The sequence below is a fragment of the Janthinobacterium rivuli genome, assembly GCF_009208735.1.
In the GTDB taxonomy this organism is placed as follows: Bacteria; Pseudomonadota; Gammaproteobacteria; order Burkholderiales; family Burkholderiaceae_D; genus Janthinobacterium.
In genome coordinates this window covers 152838-168223 of the sequence record NZ_WFLJ01000012.1, presented here as the reverse complement: position 1 = coordinate 168223, position 15386 = coordinate 152838, and the positions used below count along the sequence as shown (strand labels likewise).

13 protein-coding genes are annotated in these 15386 nt (G+C 62.1%); 8 read left to right on the top strand and 5 right to left on the bottom strand.

What is annotated here, in order from left to right; translation table 11 throughout:
- Nucleotides 1-60: 60 nt before the first annotated feature.
- Nucleotides 61-903 carry an AraC family transcriptional regulator gene (locus tag GCN78_RS17730; RefSeq protein WP_226939691.1) on the top strand — a complete coding sequence of 281 codons (843 nt, stop codon included), beginning with the start codon at nt 61-63 and terminating at the stop codon, nt 901-903.
- 56 nt (nt 904-959) lie between these two features.
- Here the strand turns inward: GCN78_RS17730 and folE are convergent, their stop codons facing one another.
- Nucleotides 960-1526 (bottom strand): GTP cyclohydrolase I FolE, encoded by a 567-nt coding sequence (gene folE, locus GCN78_RS17725; RefSeq protein ID WP_034754386.1) that lies wholly within the window; start codon nt 1524-1526, stop codon nt 960-962.
- A gap of 77 nt (nt 1527-1603) precedes the next feature.
- Entirely contained in the window at nt 1604-2440 is an 837-nt protein-coding gene (gene nudC, locus GCN78_RS17720) for an NAD(+) diphosphatase (protein ID WP_152252909.1), read from the bottom strand.
- Nucleotides 2441-2735: 295 nt separating this feature from the next.
- Between nudC and GCN78_RS17715 the strand changes: the two genes are divergently transcribed.
- The 5 genes from GCN78_RS17715 to GCN78_RS17695 all read left to right on the top strand — a co-directional run bounded on the left by GCN78_RS17715 (nt 2736) and on the right by GCN78_RS17695 (nt 11345).
- Entirely contained in the window at nt 2736-5066 is a 2331-nt protein-coding gene (locus GCN78_RS17715; protein ID WP_152252850.1) for a catecholate siderophore receptor Fiu, read from the top strand.
- 385 nt (nt 5067-5451) lie between these two features.
- Nucleotides 5452-6765, top strand: a complete 1314-nt coding sequence (locus tag GCN78_RS17710; RefSeq protein ID WP_152252849.1) for a dicarboxylate/amino acid:cation symporter — start codon at nt 5452-5454, stop codon at nt 6763-6765.
- A 108-nt stretch (nt 6766-6873) separates the two neighbouring features.
- A complete protein-coding gene (locus GCN78_RS17705) occupies nt 6874-7863 on the top strand; it encodes a porin (RefSeq protein WP_152252848.1) in 990 nt (329 codons plus the stop codon).
- A gap of 235 nt (nt 7864-8098) precedes the next feature.
- Nucleotides 8099-10009, top strand: a complete 1911-nt coding sequence (locus tag GCN78_RS17700; protein WP_152252847.1) for a sensor histidine kinase — start codon at nt 8099-8101, stop codon at nt 10007-10009.
- Entirely contained in the window at nt 10002-11345 is a 1344-nt protein-coding gene (locus tag GCN78_RS17695) for a sigma-54-dependent transcriptional regulator (protein ID WP_152252846.1), read from the top strand. The genes GCN78_RS17700 and GCN78_RS17695 overlap by 8 nt, the downstream gene beginning before the upstream one ends.
- Here GCN78_RS17695 and GCN78_RS17690 read toward each other — a convergent pair.
- Nucleotides 11338-12084 (bottom strand): metallophosphoesterase family protein, encoded by a 747-nt coding sequence (locus tag GCN78_RS17690; protein ID WP_152252845.1) that lies wholly within the window; start codon nt 12082-12084, stop codon nt 11338-11340. The two genes, GCN78_RS17695 and GCN78_RS17690, sit on opposite strands and share 8 nt — an antisense overlap.
- Nucleotides 12081-12653 carry a GNAT family N-acetyltransferase gene (locus GCN78_RS17685; protein ID WP_152252844.1) on the bottom strand — a complete coding sequence of 191 codons (573 nt, stop codon included), beginning with the start codon at nt 12651-12653 and terminating at the stop codon, nt 12081-12083. Before GCN78_RS17685 ends, GCN78_RS17690 begins: the two co-directional genes overlap by 4 nt.
- A 189-nt stretch (nt 12654-12842) precedes the next feature.
- Between GCN78_RS17685 and GCN78_RS17680 the strand changes: the two genes are divergently transcribed.
- The gene (locus tag GCN78_RS17680; RefSeq protein ID WP_152252843.1) at nt 12843-13691 is read left to right on the top strand and encodes a porin family protein; all 849 of its coding nucleotides are present in this window, start codon (nt 12843-12845) and stop codon (nt 13689-13691) included.
- Nucleotides 13692-13695: 4 nt separating this feature from the next.
- Here the strand turns inward: GCN78_RS17680 and GCN78_RS17675 are convergent, their stop codons facing one another.
- A complete protein-coding gene (locus tag GCN78_RS17675; RefSeq protein ID WP_152252842.1) occupies nt 13696-14205 on the bottom strand; it encodes a GNAT family N-acetyltransferase in 510 nt (169 codons plus the stop codon).
- 259 nt (nt 14206-14464) lie between these two features.
- On the opposite strand from GCN78_RS17675, the gene GCN78_RS17670 reads away from it, so the two are divergent.
- Nucleotides 14465-15379, top strand: coding sequence for an ABC transporter ATP-binding protein (locus GCN78_RS17670; protein WP_152252841.1), 915 nt, complete (start codon nt 14465-14467; stop codon nt 15377-15379).
- Nucleotides 15380-15386: the final 7 nt, after the last annotated feature.

The following is a 15386-nucleotide window of genomic DNA, read 5'->3' as shown; positions in this document are numbered from 1 at the left end:
GTACTGCGCGTCATTGCATAAAATAGCCACGTTATTATTCAATCCAGCCAAAGTATTCCCATGCCCCATGCCCTCTTGCCCAACATGCTGATGGCCCACCTGGGCCTGGACGATGACGCCTCCATCCTCGATTTCGACGTCGATGGCGTGCTGCGGCCCTTGCTGGCCGTGGGCCTGGCCAGCGTGCGCGAGGACACGGAACAGGCGCCGCACCAGCACCGCAAGGGGCAGCTGCTGTACGCCACGCGTGGCGTGATTCATTGTGAAGTGGACAGCGGCGTGTGGATCGTGCCGCCCCAGTGCGCCGTGTGGATACCGGGCGGCCTGATGCACGCCGCACAGGGCGTGGGCGAGGCGCAATGCTATTGCCTGTTTGTCGAGCCGGCGATGGCGCCGGCCTTGCCCGCCGTCTGCTGCACCGTGGCCGTCTCGCCATTGCTGCGCGAACTGATCGCCAAGGCGGCCGGCTTTCCCACCCTGGCCGCGCTGCAGGGCGCGCAGGAGCGCCTGGTGCTCACGCTGCTCGACGAACTGGCGGCCGCGCCCGTGGAAGACTTGCATTTGCCGATGCCGCGCGATGCGCGCCTGCGCCGCCTGGCCGCCCTGCTGCTGGCGCAGCCGGCCGACAAAAGCACCCTGGCCGAATGGGCCAGCCGCATCGGCATGAGCGAGCGCAGCATGACCCGGCAGTCACTGGAGGAAATGGGCATGAGCGTGGGCCGCTGGCGCCGGCAATTGCACGTCATCCTTGCCTTGCAACGGCTGGCGCAAGGGCGCAGCGTGAAAGCCGTGGCGCTGGAACTCGGCTATGAAAACACCAGCGGCTTTGTCACCATGTTCCGCAAGGCCGTCGGCAAGCCACCGGCGCGCTACCTGGCGGAACGGGAATCCAAGAGAATATGAAAGCGCATGAAAAAAGGCGGCATATGCCGCCTTCGCCATGCATCGTCGCCGAAAAATCAGCTTTCGCGCGCCAGCGCCAGAAATTCCGTGCGCAGCGCCAGGTTCGGCTGCATCTCGCCCAGCATGGCCGAGGTGATGGTTTCTTCGCCCGGCGTGCGGATGCCGCGGCTTTCCATACACAGGTGACGGCAGCGTACGACCACGCCCACCGATTTCGGTTCCAGCACTTCCATCAACGCATTGGCGATCTGCATCGTCATGCGTTCCTGCACTTGCAGGCGCTTGGAGAAGCAATCGACGAGGCGCGTCAGCTTCGACAGGCCGACGATCTTGCCGTTGGGCACGTAGCCGATGGTGGCCTTGCCGAAAAATGGCGCCAGATGGTGTTCGCAATGGCTGTAGACGGGGATGCCGCGCACGACGATCAACTCGTTGTACTGTTCCGCGCCATCTTCAAAGGCTTTCAGCAAATCCACCGGATCCTGGCCATAGCCGGAGGTCCAATGTTTCCACGCCTTGGCCACGCGCGCCGGCGTTTCCAGCAAGCCAGGACGCTGCGGATCTTCGCCAAAGCTGCTGATCAGCCGGCGCCAGTCGTTTTCGGAGAATTCTTCTTGAGACATGCTAAACCACCCTAAAATTTTCAATTGCCGCCAGTATATAGAAAATGCGGCAAGCTGCCTGAGCAGCCACTGCTTTGCTACTGCGCCGGCGGACGGTGTGCCTGCACCAGCAGCGCCGAAATCGACACGCTGGAACTCGCTTCCGGCCACGCATCGCCGGGGCCGAACCAGCGCGCCTCGGCGATCTCGTTCTCGTCCAGGCGGATCTCGCCGTCGAGGTAATCGGCCGTAAACGCGATCATCAGCGAATGGGGAAACGGCCAGGATTGGCTCATGAAGTACTGCAAGTTATGCACGCGCAAGCCCACCTCTTCCATCACTTCACGGTGCACGGCTTCCTCGATCGATTCACCCGCTTCCAGGAAACCGGCAAGCGGACTGAAGCGCTGCGATGGCGAGTGCTTGTGCATGGCCAGCAACACCTGCTCACCCTTGCGGATGAGCACCATCATGGCGGGAGAAATGCGCGGGTACGCGAGCATGCCGCAGGCGGCGCATGTGAAGCAGCGTTCGCCGCGCGTGCGCTGCATGGGCGTGGCGCACACGCCGCAATGACGGTGCGTGCGCGCCCACTCGGCCAGTTGCACGGCGCGGCTGGCCAGCCCCAGGAAAGCGTCGTCGACGGCATTGAAAAGCGAGCGCATGCCGTGCCAGGTCAGGTTGCCGGCAGCGGGCAAGGCGTCGTCATCCGTCCAGACGGTCTGGCAATAGCGGCCCTGCCACAAGCCCACGGGCTGGGCGCGGCGCAAGTCGATATCGAGCGCGGCCGCCTCCGCCGCGGTGGGCAGGGACAGTTCCGGCGTACGCAACAGCAGGCGCCCGCGGTGGAAGACAAAAGTGAGCGTCTCGCTGGCGGCCGGGGCCGGTTCGGGCGCGTCGATCAGGGGGACGAAGGCATCGGGAGTCTGCAGCATGCTCGGAAGAAATTTGTAAAGGTTGCTCATCATACTCCCGCTGCCGGACGCTTGCGCGCATAGCAGCGCCCGGGCCGCAAAGCAAGCACTCATGGGCCAGGACCACGGTTTTTTTCGCGGCACCCCCCATCCGTTGCGCAAATGATACTGATAACGATTCTCATTTACGAAATAGCGCCCAGTTATTACAATACCGCCTATTCCGTCTCCATCGCCAGCCACTTGCCCGCGTGCCAACACACTGCGGTGCAGAGCCAGCCAGGAACCACTACCCTGACCTTATCGAGAGAGCAAGATGGCAATCAAGAGCCGCAAACACGCCCCAACCCGTTTCAACCAGCACATCGGCGCCGCCCTGGCCGTGATGCTGCTGCCCGTCGCCGCCCAGGCGGCCGACCCGGCCGGTCAAAGCGCGCCCGCATCGCAGCAAACCCTGAACGAAATCAAGGTCGTGGGTTCCAAGGAAAATGATTTCAAGGCCGAAAAAGCCTCGTCGCCGAAATACACGGAAGAGTTGGTCAACACGGCGCAAACCATCGTCGTGATCAAGAAGGAATTGATCGAACAGCAAGGCGCGCTGACCTTGACGGATGCGCTGCGCAATACGCCCGGCGTCGGTACCTTCTTCCTCGGCGAAAACGGCAACACGAACACGGGCGACGCCGTCTACATGCGCGGCTTCGATGCGTCGGGCAGCATCTATGTCGATGGCGTGCGCGACGTGGGCTCCATCTCGCGCGACGTCTTCAACATCGAACAGATCGACGTGCTGAAAGGCCCGGCGGGCACGGACAGCGGCCGCGGTTCGCCCACCGGTTCGATCAACCTGGTCAGCAAGACGGCCACCATGGAAAACAAGTTCAATGCGCTGCTGACGGCGGGCAGCGGCAAGCAGAAACGCGCCACGGCCGACTGGAACCGCGTCCTCGACAGCGACTCGGGCACGGCAATGCGCCTGAACCTGATGACGCAGGACAGCGGCAACCCGGCGCGCGACGAAGTCAAGAACAAGCGCTGGGCCTTCGCGCCCACCATCACCTTCGGCATCGGCAAGCCGACGCGCATCACGGCCAGCTACCTGCACGTGGATCAGAATAACGTGCCCGACGGCTTCGTGCCCACCATCGGCTTGCCCGGGTACAGCACGCCGGACAGTATCACGCCGACGAACAAGGTCATCCGCACCTTCCTGAATAGCGCCGCCAAGGTCGATCCGAAGAATTTCTACGGCTCCACCGCGGACCACGACAAGGTCAAGGCCGACATGGGCACCTTGCGCATCGATCATGATTTCTCGCCCAACGTGCAGATTCAGAACACCACGCGCTACGGCAAGACCAAGCAGGATTACCTGTTGACAGCCTTCATGGGCAGCACCGCCAACCTGAAGACGCCGGTGGCCACCGATCCGTCGACCTGGACCCTGGCGCGCTCGCTGCGCACCGTGAAGGATCAGGAAAACACGATCCTGACCAACCAGACCGTGGTCAGCGCGCAATTCGATACGGGCGTGCTCAAGCACTCCGTGGTGGCCGGCGCCGAATTCACCAGCGAAAAGCAGACCAACTACAGCTATGTGCCTGCCAGCCTGGGCACCATGCCGGACGCCAATCTGTACCATCCGAACCCGCGCGATCCCGTCACCGGCTACCAGCCCGTGCGCAGCGGCGCCTACAGCCAAGGCGAAGTCAACACGCAAAGCGCCTATGTCTTCGACACCGTCAAGTTCGGCGACAAATGGATCTTCAACGGCGGCGTGCGCTTCGACCATTTCAACACCAGCTATGACGCCGTCACCCTGCAAACGGCCGTCGCCGCAGGCCAGGTGCAAAAATTGCCGGTAGGCACCCCTATTCCTGTTCACATCACCCTGAACGACACCTTCGCCAACGGAAAGATCTCGGCCCTGTACAAGCCGACGCCGGACAGCAGCGTGTATGCGCTGTGGGCCACCTCGAAGGCGCCGCCGGGCACCAACTTCGCGCTGAGCACGGGTGCCAGCAGCGCGCAAAATCCGATCTATGATCCGCAGGAAACCACCACCAAGGAAATCGGCACCAAGTGGGATTTCCTGAAACAAAAACTGTCGCTGTCGGCCGCCGTCTACCAGACGGACGTGAAAAATGAAGTAGAGCAAGATCCCGTCGACCTGATCTACTATCAGAATGGCAAGAAACGCGTGCAGGGCGTCGAAATCGGCATGGTGGGCGAGATCATGCCGAACTGGCTAGTCAGCGCCGGCTACACGCGCATGAATACCAAGGTCGAGTCTGGCAAGGTCGTCACGGCCAGCGGCATCAATAACCTCAGCTACACGCCGAAACAGGCGTTCACCGGCTGGACTTCGTACACCCTGCCGTTTGGCCTGAAGATCGGCGGCGGCGCGCGTTACGTGGGTGAAATGCTGCGCGGCACCGATGGCGCCGTCGGCACGCCGGCCCGCGTGGATGCCTACTGGGTCTTCGACGCCATGGCAACCTACACCGTCAACAAAAACCTCGACTTGCAGTTGAACGCCTACAACCTGGCCGACAAGACCTACGTGGCGGCCATCAACAAGTCCGGCTTCCGCTACACCCCGGGCCAGCCACGTTCGTTCAGCCTGACGGCCAATATCAAGTTCTAACATCAAGAGAACACGCATTGCGTCACATCAAGCCCCTCTTCGGAGGGGCTTTTTTATTGTCCTGATAATCTTGTCTTTTTGGCGCACCGCCGCCCTGCCGCGACTAGCGTATGAAAAGTCATACAGCGATGTCCCGCCGCGTCCAATATTTCGCGCAAGCACGCCAAGTTGCGACATCTAAACAACAAAAAAAGCTTCCTTAAATCAACAACTTAAGAAGTTAGGTCCCAAATTTCCATTTCAGGCATATCCTTTGCTATGTACAGGTTTTGCTGCAAATAATCGCTGGCACGCAAGGGCTTGTTTTTGAGAAATATTGACTCCAAGCTTGAGTTGCTCGCTATCAATAATCCGCTCACAGCGGCGTTTCACCGGAGGAGTCAAAATGAAAAAGAAACGGCCATTAACCCTGTACATCCTGATTGCCATGATCCTCGGCATTGCCGTCGGTTATGGATGCAACACCGCCTTCCCTGATGCCAAGCTCAGCGCGCAAATCGCTGGCAATATTTCCATCGTCACCGACGTCTTCCTGCGCCTGATCAAGATGATCATTGCGCTGCTGGTGTTCTCCACCCTGACGGTCGGCATCGCCCACATGGGTGACGGCAAGACGGCAGGCCGTATCGGCCTGAAAGCCATGTGCTGGTTCGTCGTCGCCTCGTTGGTCTCTCTGGCGCTGGGCATGGTGCTGTCGAACCTGATGCAGCTGGGAACCAACCTCGGTTTGCCATTACCGGACATCCACGCCTCGACCAACCTGAAAACGGCCGCCTTCACCTTGAAAGACTTCTTCACGCACCTGGTGCCGAAGTCGCCGATCGAGGCCATGGCCAACAATGAAATCCTGCAAGTGCTGGTGTTCTCGATCTTCTTCGGCGGCGCACTGGCCGGCCTGGGCGAATCGGGCAAGACCCTGACGGCCGTCGTCGACCAGCTGGCGCAAGTCATGCTGCGCATCACCGGCACCATCATGAACCTGGCCCCACTGGCCGTGTTCGCCGCGATGGCCTCCGTCATCACCACCCACGGCCTGGGCGTGCTGGTCACGTTCGCCAAGTTCATGGGCGGCTTCTACGTTGGCCTGCTGTGCCTGTGGGCCCTGCTGATCGGCGCCGGCTTCGTCGTCATCGGCCCGCGCATCTTCAAACTGGTCGGCCTGATCCGCGAACCGTTCCTGCTGGCATTCTCGACGGCCAGCTCGGAAGCGGCCTATCCAAAGCTGCTGACGGCGCTCGACCAGTTCGGTGTGGACCGCAAGATTTCCAGTTTTGTGTTGCCAATGGGCTACTCCTTCAATCTCGACGGCTCGATGATGTACTGCACCTTTGCCGTGCTGTTCATCGCGCAAGCCTATGGTATCGACCTGTCGATCGGTACCCAGATCACCATGCTGCTGCTGCTGATGCTGACCTCGAAAGGCATGGCCGGCGTACCGCGCGCCTCGCTGGTGGTGATTGCCGCTACCCTGAACCAGTTCAATATTCCGGAAGCGGGCCTGCTGCTGCTGATGGGCGTCGACCAATTCCTCGACATGGGCCGTTCGGCCACCAACGCGGTCGGCAATGCCGTCGCCACGGCCGTCGTCGCCAAGTGGGAAGGTGGCCTGGCCACCGAGGAAGAGGCCGCCGCAGCCAACGCTGCCAACCTGAACACGGAAAGCCATTGGGGCGAAGCGGATCACGCTAGCAAAGCCTGATAGCGCCATGGCCCGCCACAAGCGGGCCATTTATTTGTTGTCGATGTTGAGTAACAAGCAGTCAGGTAGTGCGATCAGTAGTCATTCCAACTTATTAGAGAGATTTTCATGAAAAAAGTCCTGTTTACCCTGCTGGCCCTTGGCGCAGCTTCCGGCGGTGCATTGGCGCAATCGAGCGTGACCATGTATGGCGTGGCTGACGCCGGCCTGGTGTTCGACAAGGATGCGGCCGGCGACCGCCTGAACCGCGTCGCTTCCGGCATCGCCTCGGGCTCGCGCATTGGCTTCAAGGGCAAGGAAGACCTGGGCGGTGGCCTGGCCGCCACCTTCGTGCTGGAAAGCGGTTTCAATATCGACACCGGCACCTCGGGCCAGGGCGGCCGGCTGTTCGGCCGCCAGGCATATGTCGGCCTGACCGGCAACGCCGGCGCCGTCACGCTGGGCCGCCAATATACGCCGTACTACCTGGCCCTGCGCGACGTGGCCGATCCGTTTGTCATCGGCCTGGCCGGCACGGCGTCGAACATCATGGCGACGAATTACCGCATCGATAATATGGTGCAATACAGCACGCCGACCTGGAGCAAGCTGTCGGCCGACCTGGCGTATGGCTTTGGCGAAGTGGCCGGCGACAATGCGAAAAACCGCAGCATGGGCGGCGCCGTCCATTACATCGACGGCCCGCTGAACGTGACCCTGACGCACCACCGCCAGGAAAATTTGGTGGCGAAGCACACGCGCAACACCCTGCTGGCCACGCGCTACGACTTTGGCGTACTGCAAGGCAACTTCGGCTACGCCGACAACCGCGCCTTCGACGACAGCAAGAGCAATGACATTCTGGTCGGCTTCAGCGCACCGTTCGGCGCCACCAAGCTGGTCGCCTCGTACATCCGCCACAACGACAAGAGCAATGCCAACCGTGACGCCCAGCAGTGGGCCATCGGCGCCTTCTACGCCCTGTCCAAGCGCAGCGACCTGTACACAGGTTACGGTCACATCAGCAACAAGAACGGCGCTTCCTACAAGGTTGGCAATGCCACCGACGATGGCACCGGCAACAGCGGCTTTAACTTGGGCATGCGCCATACCTTCTAAGGACGTCGGCCAAAATCTACTGCGCGGCGCGCTTTGCGGCCGGCGATGCTCACCGTACTAAAGTACGGTTGCGCTTCTCAGCCACAAATCACTGCCGCTCGCTACGATTTCGTCGGACGTCGTGATGTCCGTCAAATAGAAGTGTGAGCCGCCGGATGTATATCCGGCGGCTTTTTTATTTCCGCGATTGCTTAAATGCGATACTGTGGGTTCTTGCAAGTTGGCAGCTGATTTTATGAATAGCAGTACTACGAAACCCTCCCTTTCCTGGCGCCAGCGCCTGGCGCAACGCTCGGGCCGCGAAACGCTGGCCTGGGGCGTGGTGCTGGCCGCCTGTCTGGCCACCGTCTGGCTCGTGTATTTCTGGACTGAACGCATCGCCATCGGCAAGCTGCAGGCCAGCGGTGCGCAGCGCCTCGAGGTGTATGTGAGCAGCCTGGAAAATGCGCTGGAAAAATACGACTTCCTGCCCAAGACGCTGGAGCTGAACCGCGACGTGATCCGCCTGCTGCAGCACCCGGAAGACCCGGTGCTGGTCGATACGGTCAACCATTACCTGGAGCAGATGAATGCCCAGGCGAAATCGTCGACCATTTTCATCAGCAACCTCGACGGCAACACGCGGGCCGCCAGCAACTGGCAGCAGCCCGACAGCTTTATTGGCGACAATATCTCGTTCCGCCCTTACGCCCAGGACGCGCTGCGCGGCACGCCGGGCCGCTTCTATGGCGTGGGCACGACGCGGCTGGAACCCGGTTACTTCTTTGCCCACGGCATCTACCAGAATGGCCACATGCTGGGCCTGGCAACGGTGAAGGTGAACCTGGAAAACCTGGAAAAACGCTGGGTGCAAGGCGCCGACAAGGTGATGCTTGCCGACGAGCACGGCGTGATCTTCCTCAGTTCCATGGCGGACTGGAAATACAAAACCCTGGCGCCGCTGTCGCCCGCCATCGTCGAGGAACTCAACCGCACGCGCCAGTATTACTCGAAGCAGCTGGCAGCCATTCCCTTCGTCTCGGACCGCCAGCTGGGCAATGGGGCGCGCGTGATCAGCGTGCGCGAGCAGGAACACGCCGACACGCCGCCGAAGATCAGCTCCAGCGTGATGACGCAGATCAAGCTCAAGTCGCCGCAAGGCTGGACTTTCATTTACCTGTCCGATCTGGCGCAGGCCAAGGCCAGCGCGCGCGCTGCGGCCGCCTTTTCCTGCGTGCTGCTGGGCTTTTTCATGCTGCTGTTCTTTTACCTGCGCCAGCGCCGCGCGGCCGTGGCGCAAAAATTGCGCGCCCGCGAAGACTTGCAGCATGCCTACGACAACCTGGAAGCCATGGTCGAGGAACGCACCTCGGAACTCAATGCCATGACGCAAAGCCTGAGCCAGGAAATCGAGGTGCGCAGCAAGGCCGAGCAAAAACTCCACATCACGCAAAACGAACTGTTCCAGGCCGGCAAGATGGCCGTGCTGGGGCAAATGTCGGCCAGCATCACGCATGAACTCAACCAGCCGCTGACGGCGCTGCGCACCATGTCCGACAACGCCGTCATCCTGCTCGAACGGGGCCGGCTCGACGACGCGCGGCGCAACCTGGCGAAGATCTCGCAAATTGCGGCCAGGATGGGAACCATTACGGGTCAATTGAAGATTTTTGCGCGCAAGTCGACCACCAGCCTGACCTCCGTCTCGATCCCCACGGCGATCAGCAACGCCCTGTTCCTGGTCGAACGCCGGCTGCAGGTGGAAAACGTGCGTTTCACCCTGCAACTGCCGCCGGAAGACATCTTCGCCATGTGCGAAAGCAACCGCCTGGAGCAAGTGCTGGTGAACCTGTACGCGAATGCGCTCGACGCCATGAATGGCAGCGACGTGCGCAGCCTGCGCGTGTCCGTCGAATCCACGCCCGAGCACGTGCTGATCCATGTGGCCGACACGGGGCCGGGCCTGTCGACGGAAGTGTGCGAACGCCTGTTCGAACCGTTCTTCACAACCAAGCCGCAAGGCCTGGGACTTGGATTGGGACTGGCCATTTCCGAACAGATCACGCGCCAGTTCGGCGGCGTGCTGCGCGCCGAAAACGCCCCCGGCGGCGGCGCCATCTTCACCATCGAACTACAGATTGCAACGCAGGAGGAAAAACATGTTTGACGGCTTGAAGGTCTTGCTGGTCGAGGACGACCCCACCGTACGCGAAGGCAGCGAGCAGGCACTGCAGCTGGCCGGCCTGGACGTGCTGGCCTTCCACTCGGCCGAGCTGGCCTATAAACTGCTGACGCCGGATTTTCCCGGCATCGTCGTGAGCGACGTGCGCCTGCCCGGCATGAGCGGCCTGGAATTGCTGCAGGCGGTCAAGACGCTCGATGGCAACCTGCCCGTGATCCTCGTCACGGGCCATGGCGACATCACCATGGCCGTGCACGCCATGCGCACGGGCGCCTACGATTTCATCGAAAAACCATACTCATCCGAGCAACTGGTCGACGTCATCCTGCGCGCGCTGGAAACGCGGCGGCTCACGCTGGAAGTGCACAGCCTGCGCCGCCAGCTCGAGGACGGCGGCGGCATCGAATCGCGCCTGCTGGGCAATTCCGTGGCGATGCGCGACATACGGCGTCTGATACTCGACGTTGCCGACGAACCGGCGGACGTGCTGATTTATGGCGACACGGGCACGGGCAAGGAAATGGTGGCCCGCTGCCTGCATGACTTCAGCCACCGCCGCAAGCACAACTTTGTCGCCGTCAACTGCGGCGCGATTCCCGAAAGCATATTTGAAAGCGAAGTCTTCGGCCACGAACCGGGCGCATTCACGGGCGCGGCCAAGCGGCAGGTGGGCAAGATCGAGCACGCGGATCAAGGCACGTTTTTCCTCGACGAAATCGAAAGCCTGCCCCTGTCCCTGCAAGTCAAATTGCTGCGCGTGCTGCAGGAACGCTATATCGAGCGCCTGGGCTCGAACGTGCCCACGCCCGTCGACGTGCGCGTCATCGCGGCGGCCAAGCTGGACCTGGAAGAGTTATCGCAGCAACAGAAATTCCGCAGCGACCTGTACTACCGTTTGAATTTGATCGTGCTGCATCTGCCGCCGCTGCGCGAACGGCGCGAGGACATTCCCATCCTGTTCGAACACTTCGTGCTGGCCGCCGCCGCCCGCTACAACCGCGCCGCGCCCGTGGTTTCCAGCGCGCAGATGCGCAACCTGATGGCCCACTCCTGGCCGGGCAACGTGCGCGAGCTGCGCAATATCGCCGACCGCTTCGTGCTGGGCATCGCCGGCGGCGCCTCGAGCCTGCTGGCGGGCGGCCAGGCCAGCCCGTTGTCGCTGGCGGAACAAGTCAACGGCTTCGAACGCGCGCTGATCGAACAGGAACTGCGCGCATATGCGGGCAACGTCAGCGAAGTGAGCGCCGTGCTTGGTTTGCCGAAACAGACCCTGTATCACAAGATGCAGAAGTACAATCTGGTGGCCGAAGAGTTCAGGTAAGCACGCCGACCCGGCCCGTGCGCAGCGGCACGACCCAGTCGGGCCGGCCGTTGGCCAGCGCCAGCCGGGCCGCCTTGTCCCAGTCATATTCCACGGCATGCAACTGCGCCGTCCAGGCGCCGTCCAGGCCCTGTTCGGCGATCGCATAGCGTGCATGCGGCATTCCGTTTTCCATCACGTGCGGATATCCGTGGTCGTCGTCGTAGGCTTGCAAGCCCACGCTGCCCGGATTGACGATCAGCCGCCCATCGGCCAGGCGCACCTGGCGCGGCATGTGCGTGTGGCCGCACAGGATCAAGGCCGCGTCGGCCTCGCCGGCCCGTTCGGCCACCTCCTGCGGCGTGGCGGCGCGGCTGCCTTGCGGCGTGACGCTGTCGAGAAAATATACGAGGTCACTTTGCGGCGTGCCATGCACGAGCAGCACGTCATGCCGCAGGCGCAAGGTGGCGGGCAGAGCCGCGATCCAGTCCAGTTGTTCCGGCAGCAGGTGCGCGCGCGCAAAAGCATCGGACACGCCCATGCGGACCGGGTCGCCGAACAGCTGGCGCTCATGGTTGCCGCGGATGGTGGGCAAGTCGAGCGCCATCAGGCGCGCCGCCGTGGCGCGCGGCTGCAGATGGCCCGAGACGATATCGCCCAGGTTGACGGTGACGTCGACGCCGCGCCGGGCGATGTCGGCCAGCACGGCCTCGAGCGCGTCCAGGTTGCCGTGGATATCGGAAATGGCGGCGATTCTCATGGTGTGATTCCCTCCCGTGCGCACCATTCTGCGCGCGTCAAGCGATACAGGCAATGCGTGCGCAAATGATGCCCCGGCGGCAGGGCCGGATGCTCGAACGTGGCTGGCTCGCGATGCATGCCCAGGCGCGCCATCAGGGTGCTCGAACGCAGGTTGGACAAGGCGGTGAACGCGACGATTTCCGGCAGCTGCACGCGCTCGTAACCTGCCTGCAGGGCGGCCTGCGCCGCTTCGTGCGCATAACCTTGTCCCCAGTAATCGAACGCCAGGCGCCAGCCGATTTCCACGCACGGCGAACATGGCAGTTCCACAGCGGGAATATGCAAGCCCGTCATGCCGATGCAGGCATCGTTTTCCCGCAAGGCTACGGCCCAAAAACCCCAGCCCCGCTCGGCGATCAGGCCGCTGCAACGCCGCGCCATGGCGTCGCTGGCGTCGCGCGCCAGGGGCGCCGGGAAACAGGCCATCACGCGGGGATCGGCATTCAAAGCCGCGAATGGCGCCAGGTCGCTGTCGCGCCATTGGCGCAGCACCAGTCGCGGCGTCACCAGTTCCATTATCTGCTGCATCGTTTACATCCCTTCATTACCATTCGTTACAGTTGGTTTACCGGCGGTAGGACAATTCCGACGGCCATTTGCGCCGTGCGGCTACGTAATCTAAATGTCACAGTTGCTACCATTTCCTCATTGCACTGTTGCCCGGCGTGGCCCCCCATGCGTCGCGACAGTTTTCACTTTATCTTGAGGAGTAGCCCCATGTCTGCCATGTCCGTGTCCACCCGCCTGTCCCCACCACGCCCGCACCACCTCGCCTTGCGCGGCGCCATGATGCTGGGCGTGCTGGGCATTGCCACGGCGGCCGCCACGGCGCGGGCCGAGCCATCGCCCACGCTGGACCGTGTCAGCATTTCTGTGGGCGCGTTTTCCGCCGACCCGCGCATCAATATCGGCGCCGATACCCAGTTTGGCCGCATCGACGCGCCCGAATCGAAGCCAAGCCACACGACCATCCCGCGCATCAAGGCGGACTTGCTGATCGGCGACCGCCATGGCCTGGCATTCGACTACTACCGCTACGACAAATCCTACACGCCAAGCTTGACGGGCGAGACCATCATCAATGGCCAGCCCGTCACCGGCACGGCCACGGCGAATGCCGATTTAAAACTGGACCTGGCCAAGCTGGCCTATAAATGGTGGCTGGGCAGCGGCAACGACACCTTCGGCATCGGCCTGGGCGCCGCCTACTACCACGCCGGCCTGAACGGCACGGCCACCGGCATCGTCAATGGCGAGACGGCCACGGCGCGCGATTCCATCGGCGAACACGCATTCGCACCGCTGCTGGAAGTGGGCTGGCGCCATGCCTTCACGCCCGACTTGCGCATGTATGCGGAAGCGTCGGGCATCAAGAAAAATGGCGGACGCATCAACGGCCACATCTACGGCGGCAATATCGGCGTGGAATGGTTTCCGTTCAAGAACATCGGCTTCGTGGCCGATTACGGCATCTCGAAAATCAAGCTGCACCGCGACAGCGAACGCGATGCCGACCTGAACATCCGCCTGACGGGGCCGTCGGCGTATGTGAAGGTGCGCTTCTAAACGCTCAGGCCGCCGGTTTCAGCAAGGTCAGTTGGAACTGCGGCAAGGCCGGATCGTCCCACGGCTCGACCCGGGCAAACGGCAGGCGCGCAAACGCCTGCCGCCAGAAGGCGCAGGCATGCGCATCGGCGCGAAACGTCGCCACCAGCCACGTCTGCGCACTGTCCAGCAGCACCCGGCGCACCACTTCCAGCGCCACGCCTCGGCGCCGGTATTTCTTCAGAATAAAAAAGTCGCTGAACTCCCGCACCGCCAGTTCCCCCGCCATGCCCGGCTCGGTGATATAAAAGCCCGCCAGGGCGCCGTCGACCTCGATCCAGTGCGCCGTGTGGCCCGGCGCATGCACATACTCGGCCAGCCCGGCATCGCACACGTCGTAGCGGCCGTCGGCCAGCACGTCTTCGCCGCTCCAGGCGGCATTGTCATAACAGTAGAGTTGAAACAGCCGCGCCAGCGCCCCCTCTTCGCCCGCGGCAATGGCGCGCAAAGTCATGTTTTCTGGCATTGCAGACATATCCTCACCTTTTCCGCACCGCAGCGTCATTGAAACCGGCGAGTGTAGCACCACGTCACTCATCCTTCCCTCCGGCATTTCATCCCGGCATTTCCACCCTTGGTCGCAAAAACATTAACTTTCTCCCAATTGGCTATATATTATTGTTTTTAAGTAACATCCGCCATCGCGGTTGATAAAAACAAGGGTGATCCCCTTCCACAGACCGGCAGACATGCATCTGCCGGCTTTCATACCCAAGCTCTGGAGAGTGCTGCACATGCTATCGATCAAACAGCTGAACAAAACGTATGCCAATGGCGTCAAGGCCATCAACCATGTCAGCCTGGACATTCCCAATGGAATGTTCGGCTTGCTGGGACCAAATGGCGCGGGCAAGTCCTCGCTGATGCGCACCATTGCCACCTTGCAAGATCCCGATAGCGGCAGCATCCATTTCGATGGCGTCGATGTCCTCAAGGACAAGGCCGGCCTGCGCCGCCAGCTCGGTTATCTGCCGCAGGATTTCGGCGTGTACCCGAAAGTGAGCGCGGAAACCCTGCTCAATCACTTTGCCGTGCTGAAAGGCTTGACGGAAAAGGGTCCGCGCAAGGAAGCCGTGGAAGCCTTGCTGCAGCAAACCAATCTGTGGGAAGCACGCAAGCGCAACCTGGGCACGTATTCGGGCGGCATGCGCCAGCGCTTCGGCATCGCCCAGGCCCTGCTGGGGGCGCCGCGTCTGGTGATCGTCGATGAACCGACGGCGGGCCTGGACCCGGACGAGCGCAACCGCTTCCTGAACCTGCTGGCCAAGATCGGCGAGCAGGTGGTGGTGATCCTGTCGACGCACATCGTCGACGACGTGACGGACCTGTGTCCGCGCATGGCCATGATCGTCAAGGGCCAGGTGCTGGTGCAGGGAGAGCCGCAGGCCGCCATCGACACCTTGCAGGGCAAGGTGTGGCGCCGCAGCGTCAGCATGGACGAGCTGGCGCAGTACCAGCAAACCTTGAACGTGCTGTCGACGCGCCTGGTGGGCGGCAAGCCGCAAATCAATGTGTTTGCCGACAGCCAGCCCGACAGCGGCTTCGTGCAGATCGCCCCGGACCTGGAAGACGTATACTTCTTGCATGTGCGCAACGCTGCCCGCGGCGGCATCGCCGCTTCCGCCGCGCCGGCCGCAGAAGCAGCGTAAGGGGCCG

Excerpts from the sequence above, each read along its gene's own strand:
- GCN78_RS17730 (WP_226939691.1), top strand. The coding sequence starts at position 61 with ATGCCCCATGCCCTCTTGCCCAACATGCTGATGGCCCACCTGGGCCTG.
- GCN78_RS17715 (WP_152252850.1), top strand. The coding sequence starts at position 2,736 with ATGGCAATCAAGAGCCGCAAACACGCCCCAACCCGTTTCAACCAGCAC.
- GCN78_RS17675 (WP_152252842.1), bottom strand. The coding sequence starts at position 14,205 with ATGTCTGCAATGCCAGAAAACATGACTTTGCGCGCCATTGCCGCGGGC.
- GCN78_RS17695 (WP_152252846.1), top strand. The coding sequence starts at position 10,002 with ATGTTTGACGGCTTGAAGGTCTTGCTGGTCGAGGACGACCCCACCGTA.
- folE (WP_034754386.1), bottom strand. The coding sequence starts at position 1,526 with ATGTCTCAAGAAGAATTCTCCGAAAACGACTGGCGCCGGCTGATCAGC.
- GCN78_RS17705 (WP_152252848.1), top strand. The coding sequence starts at position 6,874 with ATGAAAAAAGTCCTGTTTACCCTGCTGGCCCTTGGCGCAGCTTCCGGC.
- GCN78_RS17680 (WP_152252843.1), top strand. The coding sequence starts at position 12,843 with ATGTCTGCCATGTCCGTGTCCACCCGCCTGTCCCCACCACGCCCGCAC.
- GCN78_RS17690 (WP_152252845.1), bottom strand. The coding sequence starts at position 12,084 with ATGAGAATCGCCGCCATTTCCGATATCCACGGCAACCTGGACGCGCTC.
- GCN78_RS17685 (WP_152252844.1), bottom strand. The coding sequence starts at position 12,653 with ATGCAGCAGATAATGGAACTGGTGACGCCGCGACTGGTGCTGCGCCAA.
- GCN78_RS17670 (WP_152252841.1), top strand. The coding sequence starts at position 14,465 with ATGCTATCGATCAAACAGCTGAACAAAACGTATGCCAATGGCGTCAAG.
- GCN78_RS17710 (WP_152252849.1), top strand. The coding sequence starts at position 5,452 with ATGAAAAAGAAACGGCCATTAACCCTGTACATCCTGATTGCCATGATC.
- GCN78_RS17700 (WP_152252847.1), top strand. The coding sequence starts at position 8,099 with ATGAATAGCAGTACTACGAAACCCTCCCTTTCCTGGCGCCAGCGCCTG.
- nudC (WP_152252909.1), bottom strand. The coding sequence starts at position 2,440 with ATGCTGCAGACTCCCGATGCCTTCGTCCCCCTGATCGACGCGCCCGAA.